The 13,493-nt window shown below is 71.5% G+C and carries 13 protein-coding genes; 1 reads left to right on the top strand and 12 read right to left on the bottom strand.

Going from position 1 to position 13,493, the window contains the following annotated elements:
* Positions 1-54 precede the first annotated feature (54 nt).
* The 7 genes from ABKA17_RS16425 to ABKA17_RS16395 form a co-directional block, all read right to left on the bottom strand.
* Positions 55-1,416: a recombinase family protein gene (locus ABKA17_RS16425; RefSeq protein ID WP_353692782.1), complete on the bottom strand. Its 1,362-nt coding sequence runs from the start codon at positions 1,414-1,416 to the stop codon at positions 55-57.
* 110 nt (positions 1,417-1,526) lie between these two features.
* Entirely contained in the window at positions 1,527-2,078 is a 552-nt protein-coding gene (gene pyrE, locus ABKA17_RS16420) for an orotate phosphoribosyltransferase (RefSeq protein ID WP_353692781.1), read from the bottom strand.
* A gap of 10 nt (positions 2,079-2,088) precedes the next feature.
* On the bottom strand, positions 2,089-2,877 hold the full coding sequence (locus ABKA17_RS16415; protein WP_353692780.1) for an aldose epimerase family protein: 789 nt from the start codon (positions 2,875-2,877) through the stop codon (positions 2,089-2,091).
* Positions 2,878-2,947: 70 nt separating this feature from the next.
* Positions 2,948-3,925, bottom strand: coding sequence for an SRPBCC domain-containing protein (locus ABKA17_RS16410; RefSeq protein ID WP_353692779.1), 978 nt, complete (start codon positions 3,923-3,925; stop codon positions 2,948-2,950).
* Positions 3,926-4,005: 80 nt separating this feature from the next.
* A complete protein-coding gene (locus ABKA17_RS16405; RefSeq protein ID WP_353692778.1) occupies positions 4,006-5,643 on the bottom strand; it encodes a polyamine aminopropyltransferase in 1,638 nt (545 codons plus the stop codon).
* A gap of 173 nt (positions 5,644-5,816) precedes the next feature.
* Positions 5,817-6,353: a DUF2617 family protein gene (locus tag ABKA17_RS16400; protein WP_353692777.1), complete on the bottom strand. Its 537-nt coding sequence runs from the start codon at positions 6,351-6,353 to the stop codon at positions 5,817-5,819.
* A gap of 675 nt (positions 6,354-7,028) precedes the next feature.
* On the bottom strand, positions 7,029-7,307 hold the full coding sequence (locus tag ABKA17_RS16395; RefSeq protein ID WP_353692776.1) for a hypothetical protein: 279 nt from the start codon (positions 7,305-7,307) through the stop codon (positions 7,029-7,031).
* 180 nt (positions 7,308-7,487) lie between these two features.
* Between ABKA17_RS16395 and ABKA17_RS16390 the strand changes: the two genes are divergently transcribed.
* Positions 7,488-8,651 carry a pyridoxal phosphate-dependent aminotransferase gene (locus ABKA17_RS16390; RefSeq protein WP_353692775.1) on the top strand — a complete coding sequence of 388 codons (1,164 nt, stop codon included), beginning with the start codon at positions 7,488-7,490 and terminating at the stop codon, positions 8,649-8,651.
* A gap of 26 nt (positions 8,652-8,677) precedes the next feature.
* Here ABKA17_RS16390 and ABKA17_RS16385 read toward each other — a convergent pair whose 3' ends face one another.
* From ABKA17_RS16385 to ABKA17_RS16365, 5 genes are all read right to left on the bottom strand, one after another.
* Positions 8,678-9,064, bottom strand: coding sequence for a PIN-like domain-containing protein (locus ABKA17_RS16385; protein ID WP_353692774.1), 387 nt, complete (start codon positions 9,062-9,064; stop codon positions 8,678-8,680).
* A complete protein-coding gene (locus tag ABKA17_RS16380) occupies positions 9,054-9,710 on the bottom strand; it encodes a DUF433 domain-containing protein (RefSeq protein WP_353692773.1) in 657 nt (218 codons plus the stop codon). Before ABKA17_RS16380 ends, ABKA17_RS16385 begins: the two co-directional genes overlap by 11 nt.
* An 85-nt stretch (positions 9,711-9,795) precedes the next feature.
* A complete protein-coding gene (locus tag ABKA17_RS16375) occupies positions 9,796-10,689 on the bottom strand; it encodes a dihydrolipoyllysine-residue succinyltransferase component of 2-oxoglutarate dehydrogenase complex (protein WP_353692772.1) in 894 nt (297 codons plus the stop codon).
* A 325-nt stretch (positions 10,690-11,014) separates the two neighbouring features.
* Positions 11,015-11,668 (bottom strand): helix-turn-helix transcriptional regulator, encoded by a 654-nt coding sequence (locus tag ABKA17_RS16370; protein WP_353692771.1) that lies wholly within the window; start codon positions 11,666-11,668, stop codon positions 11,015-11,017.
* 118 nt (positions 11,669-11,786) lie between these two features.
* On the bottom strand, positions 11,787-13,313 hold the full coding sequence (locus ABKA17_RS16365; RefSeq protein WP_353692770.1) for an aldehyde dehydrogenase (NADP(+)): 1,527 nt from the start codon (positions 13,311-13,313) through the stop codon (positions 11,787-11,789).
* Positions 13,314-13,493 lie beyond the last annotated feature (180 nt).

The raw sequence follows: 13,493 nt of genomic DNA, 5'->3' as shown, positions 1-13,493 counted from the left end.
TCGGGAGAGCCACTGCGCCGTGGCTTGTTCGGCCTTCTGTATGCGCCGTTAAGGCTACCCCTGCCTAGGAGGGGTGACAGCGCCCAAAAGTCCCCTCTTCCGCTCATCTGTCCGACCATGATCGACAGGCGAGGCCGGTGAGCCGGGACCCAAGCCCTTGGCCATGCCCGCGAGGTCGCCGAAGTCGATGACCGCCCTGTACTCGGCCCGGGGCCCCAGGTCCTGCCACACCCGGACACTGACACCGTGTTCGCGCAGGAAGGCCCTGCGATCCTGAACATCCATGTCGGCCCAGATGTCACGAAGAACGTCACCGAAGGCGGCGTCGAAGGCCTCGCCGAAGATCGCCTCCAGTTCGGACACCCGGATGTTCATCTTCGCCTCGCACGCGCCCTTCTTGGCGCGCTTCGGGCAGCGGTAGTAGGCGTGGTACCTGCCGTGCTTCCGGCTGACGGAGGTGGAGCCGAGGGCGCTGCCACAGCGGCCGCAACGAGCCGTCCCCGTCAGGGGGTGCTTCAAGGCCCCCTGACGGGCCGTCTCCTCCCGCTTTCGCGGTTCCAGTCGCAGGACGAGCTCCGACCAGTCCTCGAAGGACATGAAGGGGCTCTCCGCGATCAGCACAGGGTTCCCGTCGCTGTCCTCGACGGCTTCGCCCTTGTAGGTGTAGATGCCGGCGAACGTGGGTCGGCGTACGGCGTTGGCGAGGGTGGTCTGCTGCCAGTACGCGCCCCTGGGATCGGCTCCGCGAAGCGTCAAGCGGTAGTCGCTCCAGGTCAGCGCCCTCATCTCGTTGAGTTCGAGCGCGATTCGGTTGAGCGTCTTCCCGTCGGCGAGTCCCCCGAGGATGCGGTCCATGACCGGTGCATAGCCGGGGTCGCGTACCAGGACCTTGCGGTTCTGACCCGGGACACTCGCGATTGCGTATCCCATGGGCGGTGTACCGCTGACCCAGGACCGATTGGCGAGCCGACCCTGCACGCCGTCCCTGATCCGGTCCGTGATGGCGTCGAGCTCTGCCTCTGCGAAGGCCACCGAAGTCTGGGCCTTCAGTTTCGTCTGGGGATCTTCGGAGTCGTAGCCCTCAAAAACGCAGATGATGCGCTTGCTGTTCTCCCGCCCCCAGTCGTGAAGCTGCCCGAAGTGGAGCGCTCGACGGGTGAGGCGGTCCACGCTCATGGCGATGATCCCGTCGAACTCGTCGGCCCGCCGTGCAAGCCATTTACCGAGCTGGGGGCGCCTGAACGGGGACAGCCCTCCGGACACGTCCGTGTCCTCGGCCCAGCCGACAACGACTCCGGGGAAGCAGGCGGCGTTCACGTAGGACTCGATGCTCTCCCGCTGTCTCTGGATCGACGTGGACACCTGTTGGTCCTGGGAGAGCCTGAGTACGCCGACGTAGCGGCCTCGCGTGATCATGACGCGAAACTAACGAGGCGCTATGCCCGAATATCCTCTTCTTTCCAATGTGATGGGCATCTGCCGTTTCCTGTGACGTGCCCGTTCACTCCTGACCGGTGCTGCTCGCCTCAGTCCAGGCCCAGCTCATCCTTGGAGAAGGCGAAGCGGTAGGGAACCCCCGCGCCTGCTTCGATCTTTTCTGCCGCGCCGGTCGCGCGGTCGACGATCGTGGCGACGGCGACGACCTCGGCGCCGGCCTCGCGGACGGCCTCGACGGCGGTGAGGGGGGAGCCGCCGGTGGTGGAGGTGTCCTCGACGACGAGGACGCGGCGGCCGGCGATGTCGGGGCCCTCGACGCGGCGCTGGAGGCCGTGCGCCTTGGCGGCCTTGCGGACGACGAAGGCGTCCAGCCTGCGACCGCGCGCGGCGGCGGCGTGCAGCATCGCGGCGGCGACCGGGTCGGCGCCCATCGTCAGGCCGCCCACCGCGTCGAACTCCAGGTCCGCGGTCAGGTCCAGGAGGACCTGACCGACCAGCGGGGCGGCCTCCCCGTCGAGGGTGATGCGCCGCAGGGCGACGTAGTAGTCGGCCGCCAGACCCGAGGAGAGGGTCACCTTGCCGTGGACCACGGCCTTGTCCTTGATCTGCTGCAGCAGCTCGCCGCGTACGTCGTCCGTCATGCCGCCCAGCTTAGAGGCGGTGCCAGCTCCAGGTCGTCGAGGCCTCCAGCGGCTCCAGGGGCGTGACCAGGCGGGGCAAGGTGTTCAGGCCGTTCGGCGGCCCGGTCTGCGGCTCCACGCAGACCGCTTCGGCCTGCTCGTCGTACAGCACGACCCATTCCTCGCGGCTGGCCACCTTCAGCTCCAGCTGCCCCGGCCAGGTCAGCGTCACGTCGACGCCGCCGGGCATCCCGAAGCAGTCGTCCCACGGGCCGGGCTTGGGGTCGAGGCGGTTGCCGGTGGGCAGGTGGTCCTCGCCACGCTCCTCCTGCCAGGCGGCGGAGAAGGCCAGTTGTACGTCCTCGCCGCCCAGGTTCCGGTTGAACCACGGGTGCCAGCCGATCTGGGCCGGGAAGGACGAGTCGTACGTCTCGACGGACATCGTGAGGGTCACGGCGTCCGGGGTCAGGGCCACCTGCTGGGTGACACGGCCCGGGTAGGGCCACGGTTCGACCAGGTCGTACGTGATGACCGCCTCGTCCTCGGAGACGCGCGCGGTGCGCCAGGCGCCGTCGCGGGCGGTGCCGTGGATGGCGTGCGGCGGGGAGTTGAGCGGCAGTTGGTGGACCGTCCCGCCGTCCCGGAAACGGCCCTCCCTGGTCCGGCCGCACCAGGGCACCATCGGGAAGCAGCCGAAACGGTCGCCCTGCCGCAGCAGTTCGGTGCCGCCGACGCGCAGTCCGCCGATCCGGCCGCCGTTGCCCGGCAGTACGGTCACCTCCGCGTCGCCCGCGGTCAGCGTGATGGGTTCGCTACTCACGGGACGACCCTACTGGGGTGATCAAGGGGGTGCTTCCGGCCACCCTCCATGGCTCGGCCGTAGCCCGGTCTCAGCGCCGCCTGCGCAGCACCCGGCCGGCGACGATCGCCGACGCGACCACGAGCGCCGCGGCGGGGGCCGCCCAGCGGAGCGCGGAGTGCGAGGCGACGGTCTGCGGGGCGGGCACGGGCGCGTAGCGGCCGCGCGGCGGGGCGTGGTCGACCTCTTCCGCACTCCGCCCGATCATCGTGCGGCGCGCGTGGGCGGCTTCGGCGGGGAGGTCGGGGGTGGGGGTGAAGTCGGCGGGCTGCTCCGCGGGTACCGGGGCGTCCTCGGCGTCCGGACCGGCCTCGAAGTCACCGGTGGCGGCGGGTTCGAAGTCCTCGGTGGCTTCGGAGGCGAGGGGGGTGTCGGGGGCGGCCGGTTCCGTGGGGGTGGCGGGTTCCGTGGGGGCCGTGGCTTCGGGGGCGTCGGCGGCGGTCGGCGGCTCGGTGTCCTCCGCTGTCGCCGAGCCGTCGGTACCGGAACCGGTGCCAGTGCCGGCGTCCCCGGTGGTCGCCGTGTCCCCGGTGGCTCCCGTCCCCTCGGTAGCCGCCGCCCGCTCGGGCTGCGCCCCCCGCTTCGGGTCCCCCGACGCCGCCAGGTTCTCCGCGAAACGGTTCAGCAGGCGGGTGGCGGCCGAGGTGACGGCATCCGGCGGGAGTTCCGTGACGCGGCCGTCCGCGGTGGCGGTGCCGTCGAAGGTGAGGGTGGCGCCGCCGTCGGCCTCGTCCACCCGCAGCGTGAGGGTGAGTTTCACCGCGCCGGTACCGCGGGCCTCGGTGGCGTCGCCCTCGACGGCGTAGGAACCGTCCTCGTGCGCGGAGAGGCGGGCCGTGCCGCGGTAGGTGATGGTGTGGCCGCCGACGCGGACCTTCAGCCGCCCGGTGACGGGCTCGGCGCCGGCGTCCTGCTGGAGCCCGGGAACGGCCCGGGCGACCCGAACGGGATCGGCCAGCGCCTCCCTGAGCCGCTCGGCCGGAACCGGAACGAACACCTCATGCTCCATGTCTGCGGAGCCTACCCAGTGGGCGCCGTCGTGCACCTCCGTTGCCCGAAAGTGACCGCGCGTCTGGCGCACCCTCCCGGTCAGTACCGCGGATGCACCAGCGTCGACACGGCGAGGCCGCCGACCCGCGTCCGCTGGGCCGCCCTGCCGTCCGCCGCCAGCCCCGCCTCCGTCAGCGTCCGCGGCGTCGGCTCACGCGTGTCCAGCCGCAGTGCGGGACGCGCTCCCGCCGAGGCCAGGACGAACCCCCAGTCCTGGGGCGCGCGGCTCGCCTCCGTCGTACGGTCCGGGCCCGCGGCGAAGCCCGCGTCGCGGCCGCGTACGCAGTAGGGCGCCGTCCGCAGGCCCGCCGCGCGGATGGTCGTGTCCACGGTCCAGAAGACGCGGGGGCGGGTGGCGACCGGGCCGGCGTGGACGACGAGGCGGCCGGTCGGGGTCAGCGCGCGTCTGGCCAGGCCGTAGAACTCCTGCGAGTACAGCTTGGTGCTCGCCGTGATCCCGGGATCGGGCAGGTCCGCGATCACCACGTCGTACGCTCCTCTCGGCGCCCCCCGCAGCCAGCTGAACGCGTCGCCGGTGGTGACCTGGACGCGCGGGTCGTCGTACACGTGTCCGTTCAGTCCGGCGAGCGCCGGGTCCTCGCGGGCCAGCCGCACCACTCCAGCGTCGAGTTCCACGAGGTCCACGTGGTGTACGTCCGGATGGCGCAGCACCTCGCGGGCGGCCAGTCCGTCCCCGCCGCCGAGGATCAGTACGCGCGCGTGCTCGCCGTACATCGCGGGGTGGACCAGTGCCTCGTGGTACCGGCGCTCGTCGCGGCCGCTGATCCTCAGGCGGCCGTCGAGGAAGAGGTCGAGGGGGCGGCCTCGGGTGCCGCCGGTGAGGACGACCTCCTGGACGTCGGTCTGGAGGGCTACGCGTACGTCGTTGCCGTACACCGCCTGGCGGGCCGCCCGTTCGAAGTCGTCGACCAGGACGGCGGCCGCGGCCAGGATGCCGAGCACCGTGAGGTTGGCGATCACGAGCAGACAGCGGGCGCGGCAGGACAGGTCTCGGCGGAAGAGGCCCAGTACGAGGGCGCCGCCCACGATCGCGTTCACCGTGCCGGTGATCAGGGCGCCCGTGAGCTGGCCCAGCAGGGGCAGCAGGAGGAAGGGGAAGGCCAGGCCGCCGACGAGGGCTCCGACGTAGTCCGCCGCGAACAGGTCGGCGACCGCGCCGCCCGCGTCCTGGCGGCGGATGCGCTGGATCAGCTCCATCAGCAGCGGGACCTCGGCGCCGATCAGCAGGCCGATGGCCAGCGAGAACGCGACCAGCAGACAGCGTGAGCCGTTGGCCCAGGCGCCGCCCCAGTCGCCGGTCCAGGCGAAGACGGCGTAGAGGGCCATCGCGCTGCAACCGCCGACGAGGGCGAGGGCGGCCTCGATGGCGCCGAAGGCGGCGGCCGCGTGCCAGCGCAGCCGCTTGGCGAGGAGCGAGCCGATGCCCATCGCGAAGACCATGACGGAGAGGACGACGGAGGCCTGGGTGACCGAGTCGCCGATCAAGTAGGTGGCGAGGGCGACCAGTTCGAGTTCGTACACCAGTCCGCACGCGGCGCAGACGAAGACGCCCGCGAGCACCAGGAACCTGCCGATCCCGGGCCGGACGGGAAGCCGCGCGGGCCCGGCCCAGGGCGGCGTGGTGCCGGGTGGGGCGGGCGCGTGCGGTTCGATCACCTTGCGACCGTACGTCACACTCGGTGCACGCTTCGTCACCCACACGTGTGGAACTGTGGGGCATTGAGGCGTGCGGTGTTTGTGCGCTCGCACTACGTTCGCACCACGTTCCCACCACGCTCGCACCGGCTCCTCGACGGGCGGACGCGGGTCAGGGACGGGTCGGACGCGGGTCAGGCGCCGGTCGCGCTGAGCCGGCTCGCCGGGACTCTCACCCCCACCCGGGTCCTGGTCGCCACCAACTGTCCGTCCTGCGGGTACGCGTGCCAGGTCCGCCACAGCACCTGTCCCTCATGGCGCTGGGCGAGCAGCGCGGTGAAGGCGTGCGGGCTGCCGGGGAAGACGCCGGCGAGGCCGTGCGGGTGGTCGGAGACGAGGGCCAGCAACTCCTGGGCGCGGCCCGCGAACCGGCCGGGCGAGAGGGCCTCGACCCGGGCCGCGAACTCGTACTCCCAGTCGCCGATCCGTTTGGCGACGCCCAGCGGGAGCGGGGTGCTGCTGCCCGGGATGCATGCCACCGTCTCCGAACAGGTGCCCCGCTCCTCCTCCAGGAGCACCTGGTGGGACGCCCCGAGAAGTCTCAGTTCCAGTTTCGTCCCGGCGAGGACGAGGTCGAGGGTCGCGAGGGCGGGAAGCGGCTCGCGCCCCAGGGCCCAGGCGAGGTCGGCCGCGCGCGTGTCGGTGTACGAGGTGTTGAGGGTCGTGAGCATGGGTCGGCTCCGCAAGCACGCAAAGAAAGAAAAGGGAGGTGTGGTTCCGGCGCACCCGGGTCGACACCGGCGGGGATTCGGCCCGGTCGGCCCGGTCGGGAGGTCAGCAGGGGTGGCTCTGGGACGTCCGAAGGGCCGCCGAGTCAGGTGATTTAGAGAGAATCATGAACTGTGGCGCCGCCACAGGGTTTTTACCCAACTTCGTGGGGTTTCCATCCCTCAGAGGGCTCCACTGTTCACGTGTTCAACCACGGCGCACGCCAGGCCCGCCAGGGCGTGCGCCGGAGCATCGGGGCGCTCGCGGCACACGGAGAGCCGGGCCCCACCCCCGTGCGGGCCCGGCTCTCGTGTTCCGGATGCGGAAAGCTCAGCTGCCCCGTGTCAGCTGCCTCCACCGCATCCGCCCCCACCGCCCCCTCCGCAGGACGACCCGCCTCCGCAGGACGAGCTGCTGCCGCAGGACGCGCCACCGCTGTCTCCGCCGCTGTCTCCGCCCCCGTCTGCCCAGCTGTCGCTGCTGCCGCTGCCGTTGTTGCCGCCGCCGGACGACCGTCCGGACCGCCGGCTCCCCTGCCTGCGGCCGGCCCCCACGATCGCCGTCAGGAGCAGGGCAGGAAAAAGAACCAGCACGAAGATGCCGAGAGCCATGAGCATGGCGTTCCCCCCGTCCGCGGCTCAGCTGCCGCCGCCGCAGCCGCCCCCGCCACCGCAGGAGGACCCGCCTCCGCAGGACGAGCTGCTGCCGCAGGAGGAACCGGACGAACCGCACGAGGAGCCGACGCTTCCGCTCGCCCCGCCGCCGGCCCACCAGCTGCCGCTGCTGTCCCCACCGCTGCGGCGGCGCCCCCGCGCCGCGGACCGGCTCCTCGCGGCCTGCCTGTCCTCCCGAAGGCTGAGTCGTACGACCACGAAGACGAGTACCGCGGCAATCGCCAGGATGATGCCGAGAACCATGGCGCCACCCTCCTTCCGTTTCCCCGAGACGACCCCCCGTGGGCGCCTCGCGTTGTGCGTGCGAGGGAGATGCCCCCGTGTCTCACCAGCCAAAGCAGAGTTGAGGAAGTCCAGAGCTTGGGCGCAGGATGGCCGGGTGACCGGGACGGTCGGTGACACGCGCGAGGAGTTGGCGAGGACATGGGCGACAGGGCGTTGCTGAACCGCAGGCTGGACGGATTCGGCACGACGATCTTCGCGGAGATGTCGGCACTGGCGATGCGGACCGGGGCCATCAACCTCGGTCAGGGCTTCCCGGACACGGACGGCCCCGAGGCCGTACGGGAGGCCGCGGTGCGGGCGCTGCGCGAGGGCCGGGGCAACCAGTACCCGCCGGGGCCGGGCGTCCCCGAGCTGCGTACGGCCGTCACCGACCACCAGCACCGTTTCTACGGTCTGACCTTCGACCCCGACACCGAGGTGCTGGTCACCGCGGGCGCGACGGAGGCCATCGCCGCCACGATGCTCGCGCTGCTGGAGCCGGGTGACGAGGTCATCGCCTTCGAGCCGTACTACGACTCCTACGCGGCCTGCATCAGTCTCGCCGGCGCCACCCGCGTCCCGCTGACGCTGCGCGCCCCCGACTTCCGCCCGGACCTCGACGCGCTGCGGGACGCGGTGACCGACCGCACGCGCCTGCTGCTCCTCAACTCACCGCACAACCCGACCGGCATGGTGCTGACCCGCGAGGAGCTCACGGCCATCGCCGAACTGGCGGTCGAGCGCGACCTGATCGTGGTCACGGACGAGGTGTACGAGCACCTGACCTACGACGACGCCGAGCACGTCCCGCTCATCTCCCTGCCGGGGATGCGCGACCGTACGGTCTCCATCTCCTCCGCGGGCAAGACCTTCTCCTTCACCGGCTGGAAGGTCGGCTGGATCACCGCGTCCGCGCCGCTGGTCGCGGCCGTCCGTACGGCGAAGCAGTTCCTGACGTACGTGTCGTCGGGGCCGTTCCAGTACGCGATCGCGGAGGCGCTGCGGCTGCCGGACAGCTACTTCACCGGCTTCCGCGAGGAGTTGCGCGCCAAGCGCGACATCCTCTCCGAGGGGCTCACCGCGGCGGGCTTCGAGGTCTTCCGCCCCCAGGGCACCTACTTCATCACCACCGACATCGCCGCCCTCGGCGAGAAGGACGCCCTCGCCTTCTGCCGCGGCCTGCCGGAACGCTCCGGCGTCGTCGCCGTCCCCAACTCGGTCTTCTACGACGACAAGGAGGCCGGCCGCAGCCAGGTGCGATTCGCGTTCTGCAAGAAGGACGAGGTCCTGCGCGAGGCGACGGCCCGTCTCAGCAACGCGTAGGGGAGGGCACCACCGGGCGCCCCCCGTCACGGCCAGGTGCGCTCAACACGGTCGTGCCGTACGGCGTATGCCGCCGGGCCGCGCTTCTCGACAGCACGGTGGATGGCGTCACGACGTGCGACGAGACGTTCGACCATCTCGACGCTGCGAAGCTGCTGGTTGTCCAGGTAGAACAGCACCGCCTCGCGCGCCAGGACGGGCTGAATCTCCAGGTCCCGGGTCTTGATCCGCCCGTCCTTCGACAGCGGGACCCAGGACCGGTCGAGACCGTGAGTGATCCACTCCTCGTCCGGAACGTCCTGCCCGTCGTCAGGAAAGACGTCCCCGATGCGGTGAACCGTCCACCCGCAGGCTCTCAGTCCTTCCGCGACACGGCGACCGAGGTTCCGGTCGAGGAAGAACTCAGGCGGCAAGGTGCACCACGGCCCGGCAGAGCGCGTTCACCTGCTCGGGCGTCATGTCGTAGTCGTACGCGATGTCTTCGACCGTTTCCCCGGCCTCCCACAAGTCGGTGATGGCCTGGACCGTGACGCGGTTGGCGGCCACCACTGGGAGACCGTGGCCGAACCTCGGATCGATCACGACGGGGACGGAGTCCGGGTACTGCCTCAGGCGCAGGCTGGAGGGGAAGTCCTCGCCGGGCTCCCAAGTGAGATAACGGAGATAGTCGGAGACCACTTCATGGATGGGGACCTGGCCGTCGCGTGCTCTGCGGAGGTCTCCCCAACCGTGCTCGATGAAGATGTCCACGCCGTCCGTGGCGATCCGCTTCGACACGAGGCCGTAAGGGGTGTCGAAGGCATCCCGTACGGCGGCGGCCGCCTCCCTGATCTCGCTCATGCGAAGCCCCAGGGAACGCAGGGAACGAAGAACATGCGCCTCGGCCACCGCGATGAACGGCACCGAAGGCTGCCCCCTCCGCACCGGCTCGACCTGGTGGACCAGCGGCGCTCCGGCGGCCTTGCCCTTCAGCCACGAGGTGAGGGTCGACTGCGGAATCTCAAGGTAGGAGGCAGTCTCCGCGGGCGTCAGGAGCCCGTCATCGAACCTGTCGACCATGCCCCACCTCCTCCTGGCACCGGATTTCGCATCGTGCCACACCAAGCCTCCCACCTGCGGGGGGACCGCACACCCAGTCATCGGTTCAGCCGGCCGCACGGAGTTGGTCCCCGGCCCGGCAGCCCCGGCAACGGCCGGGTTCCGTCGAGCGGAATCCCCGATCGCACCCGTCGCAGTTCCGCAGGGGCGTGACCGCCGGACGTGCTGGGACTTCCGCGCTTCTGGTCGGTACCGGCAGGGGCGTCTCCTTGAGCCGGTAGGCGAGGATGCCGGCCGGGCGGGTGAGGAAGTGGTCCGGGAGCCGTGCGGTGAGGTGGTCCGTGATGTGCGTGGGCAGAAGACCCGCCGCGAGCCACCGGGTGACGGCCGGGGCGAGGCGGGCGGCTTCCTGCGCGGACAGAATGAGGCGGGGGTCGATCCGCCGCAGGGCCGTGAGTACGGCGATGGCCTTGGGGTCGGCGTCGGCGAGCGGGATCGGCGTCCCCGTCTCGGCTGGTGCGGGCACGGTCACCGCCTTCTCAGTGGGCGCGGATGCCGGTGTGACCGCAATGGCGGCGCCCTGCTTTCGGGGTCTACGCGGCTTCGACGGCTCGGGAGGTCCATCCGGGTCCGGGGCCGTATCCGGATCGGCGCCGGGGGCGTCGTAGAAGTACGTGCGGGTGCGGACGTGCCCGGTGGGCGTTCGCTCGCGGCGGCGCTCCAGGTAGCCGGCCGCTTCCAACTCCCTGAGCGCCCGTGAGATCAGGATCTCGCCCTCGCTGAAGTGCTTGCACAGGGCTGGGATGGTCACGGACGAGCCGTCGGGCAGTGAGGAGATGTACGCCGCGACGCCGACCGTGACCGCGCTGCCACGTCGCTGGGCGAGGGCGTTGGAGATCACCGTGAAGTCGGCCGTGAGGCGGGTGCGTACGTGGATCACGCCGGAGGTCGGTGCTCCGGCGTCGGCGCGCGAGGGCGCGTTAGACTGCGGGTCAGCCATGGGGAAGGTCTAGCTTCCTGCTTGGTCAGGCCCTCGTTCGGGATTGCCGTCCCGGCGGGGGCCGAAGTCTGTGTGCTGTTGTCGCGGCGAACGTAACCGCCCCCATCCCGCGTCTGCAAGCCGGTCACTCGGACGAGTGACGCGAGCCGTGCGGCCGGGGAGGGTGGGTGGGCGGGTAGTTCTTTCCCTCAGTCCTTTATGGAGGCCAGCGGCCTGCCGGGCCCTCGCGGACAGGGGTCCGGTGAGCCCGGGGCGTGGACGGTTACCAGCCCCCGGCGGACTCGGTTTCGGTGGTCTCCGGCCTTCAACTCGCCTATGGCGGCGGTCACGCCCCGCTGAGTACCGCGTGTTCCCGTACCGCGATGGCTGCCGCCTGGGTGCGGTTGGGGCAGTTCATCTTGGCGAGGATGTTGGCGACGAGGCGTTTGGCGCCGTGTTCGGAGATGCGGAGGCGGCGGGCGATCAGTTTGTTGCTGAGGCCCTCCACGAGGAGGTCCAGGGTCTCGCGTTCGCGTGGGGTGAGGGTGGCGATGCGTTCGCGCTGGGCGAGGGAAGGGCCGGGGGAACGCCTGATGAGGGCGTGCGAGAAGGCCGAGGGCAGCGGGAAGCCGCCGTTGCGGGTCTGGGCGAAGGCGAGCGTGAGGGCGTCGGACGTCAGCTCGTGTTTCAGCAGGACGCCGTGGGCGACGACCCCGCGGATCGAGTCGGGGTCGTCCACCATGCGTTCGTCCAGCAGGAGCAGCACCTTCGTGCCGGCCGCGCCCGCCCGCGCCGCGGTCTCGCGCACCCAGTCCTCGCGCGGACAGGACAGCAGCAGGATGTCCACGTCCGCGAAGTCGATGGCCGCGGCGGCCCGCGGCTCGTACGCGTGGTCGCGGACGGACGCCACGCCCGGGACGCGGGCCAGCAGGGTCCGTACCCCCGCACGGAGCACTTCGCTTCTGGTCAGGACAGCCACGTGCTCGGCGGTTGTGGACATGGACCGTCCCCCTCGTACGTCGGTCACCACGTAACAAACCGCGAAACAGTCTGACCTCGGGACAGATCTTTAGCAAGCCCTTTCTATCAACGCCCAGTTGGGCCGCCCGGGGTGGTCGTCAGACGCGCACCCCGTCCGTACGGCGCGGCAGGGACAGGGGGTTGGCCTCGCGCAACTGGGGCGGCAGCAGCGCGTCGGGCACCGACTGGTAGCAGACCGGACGCAGGAACCGGGCGACGGACGCGGCGCCGACCGAGGTGTGCTCGGGGGACGTCGTCGCCGGGTACGGGCCACCGTGATGGGTGGCCCAGCCGACGGCCACGCCGGTGGTGAACCCGTTCCAGACGACCCTTCCGCACACCCGGGCCAGCCGGTCGATCAGCCGCCCCGCCAGCTCCGGCTCCGCGTCCGTGGCATGCACCGCACAGGACAGCTGGCCGTCCAACGCCCCGGCCACCGCCTCGAGTTCGGCCGTGTCCTGGTACTCGGCGAGCACGGCGAACGGCCCGAAGCACTCCTCCAGCAAAGGCGCCTCGCCCTGGAGGAGTTCCTTGGCGTCGACACTCAACAGGACGGCACCTACGCGTCGTTCGTCGTCGCCCGCGGTCTGGCCCTCGGCGGCCGGGCGCACACCGGGCAGGGCCGACAGCCGCTCGACGCCCTGCCGGAACATGGTCCGGATACCGTCATTGAGCAGCCACGAAGGGGCCACTTCGGCCACCGCCCGGGCCACCTCCGCGCGCAGGGCGGCACCGTCGGGGCCCGCCGGGACGAGCAGCAGGCCGGGCTTGGTGCACACCTGGCCGTGCCCGAAGGCGAAGGACGCCACGAAGCCCCGGGCGATCGACTCGGCCCGTTCCCGTGCCGCGCCGGGGGTGACGAAGACCGGGTTGAGGCTGCTCAGTTCGCCGTGGAAGGGGATCGGTTCGGGGCGCGAGGTGGCCAGTCGGTGGAGTTGGCGGCCGCCCGTGAGCGAGCCGGTGAAGCCGACGGCCCTGATCCGGGGGTCGAGGACCAGCGCCCGGCCGGCCTCGAATCCCCAGACGATCCCCACCGTGCCGACAGGCGCGCCGGTGGCGGCCACCGCCCGGGTGACCGCGCGGAACGCCACCAGGCTGGTGGCCGGGTGGGAAGGGTGGGCCTTGACCACGACAGGGCAGCCCGCGGCGAGTGCCGAGGCGGTGTCGCCGCCCGCGACGGAGAAGGCGAGCGGGAAGTTGCTGGAGCCGAAGACCGCGACCGGGCCGATCGGCGTCATGATCCGCCGCAGGTCGGGCCGCTCCGGACCGGCGGCGTCCGCGGCCTTCGCCCGGTCGATCACCGCGTCGGCGTAGGAGCCCTCCCGCAGCACCTCGGCGAAGAACCGCAACTGGCCGCAGGTGCGGGCGAGTTCACCGGCCAGCCGGTCCTCGCCGAGGGCGGTCTCCCGGTCGGCCGTACGGACCAGGAGGGCGCCGTCCGCCTGGAGCTCGGACGCGACGGCCTCCAGCAGCGCGGCCCGGCCCGCCGCGCCCATACGGTCGAGCGCCTCGGCGGCCTCGGCGGCGGCCACACACACCCGGGCCACCTCCTGGGCGTCGGAGTCCTCCGCCACCATTTCCATGGTCAGGCCCGTGCGGGGGTCCATGGAGTACACCTCGCTCATCTTCAACTCCCTTTTAGATAAATGGACTTGGGGGGCAAGAGGCGGGTTGCACGGGCGCGACACCGCCGTCGCCTGCGCCCCAGCCCCCGGCTCCCAGCCCCGTCGTAGAGCGCTCACCCTCCTCGTAACGGGCCGTCGGGCGGGAGGGTCGGGCGGGCGGGCGGTCGGGGTGGCCGATCG

The sequence above is a fragment of the Streptomyces sp. RG80 genome (genome assembly GCF_040446465.1).
In the GTDB taxonomy this organism is placed as follows: Bacteria; Actinomycetota; Actinomycetes; order Streptomycetales; family Streptomycetaceae; genus Streptomyces.
Note: the sequence above shows the minus strand (reverse complement) of the source record. Positions and strands in the feature narration are given on the sequence as shown.

What these genes read in the sequence shown, in the direction of transcription:
- ABKA17_RS16390 (WP_353692775.1), top strand. Translation starts at nt 7,488, where the DNA reads ATGGGCGACAGGGCGTTGCTGAACCGCAGGCTGGACGGATTCGGCACG.
- ABKA17_RS16410 (WP_353692779.1), bottom strand. Translation starts at nt 3,925, where the DNA reads ATGGAGCATGAGGTGTTCGTTCCGGTTCCGGCCGAGCGGCTCAGGGAG.
- ABKA17_RS16365 (WP_353692770.1), bottom strand. Translation starts at nt 13,313, where the DNA reads ATGAGCGAGGTGTACTCCATGGACCCCCGCACGGGCCTGACCATGGAA.
- ABKA17_RS16375 (WP_353692772.1), bottom strand. Translation starts at nt 10,689, where the DNA reads ATGGCTGACCCGCAGTCTAACGCGCCCTCGCGCGCCGACGCCGGAGCA.
- ABKA17_RS16380 (WP_353692773.1), bottom strand. Translation starts at nt 9,710, where the DNA reads ATGGTCGACAGGTTCGATGACGGGCTCCTGACGCCCGCGGAGACTGCC.
- ABKA17_RS16370 (WP_353692771.1), bottom strand. Translation starts at nt 11,668, where the DNA reads ATGTCCACAACCGCCGAGCACGTGGCTGTCCTGACCAGAAGCGAAGTG.
- ABKA17_RS16425 (WP_353692782.1), bottom strand. Translation starts at nt 1,416, where the DNA reads ATGATCACGCGAGGCCGCTACGTCGGCGTACTCAGGCTCTCCCAGGAC.
- ABKA17_RS16400 (WP_353692777.1), bottom strand. Translation starts at nt 6,353, where the DNA reads ATGCTCACGACCCTCAACACCTCGTACACCGACACGCGCGCGGCCGAC.
- pyrE (WP_353692781.1), bottom strand. Translation starts at nt 2,078, where the DNA reads ATGACGGACGACGTACGCGGCGAGCTGCTGCAGCAGATCAAGGACAAG.
- ABKA17_RS16395 (WP_353692776.1), bottom strand. Translation starts at nt 7,307, where the DNA reads ATGGTTCTCGGCATCATCCTGGCGATTGCCGCGGTACTCGTCTTCGTG.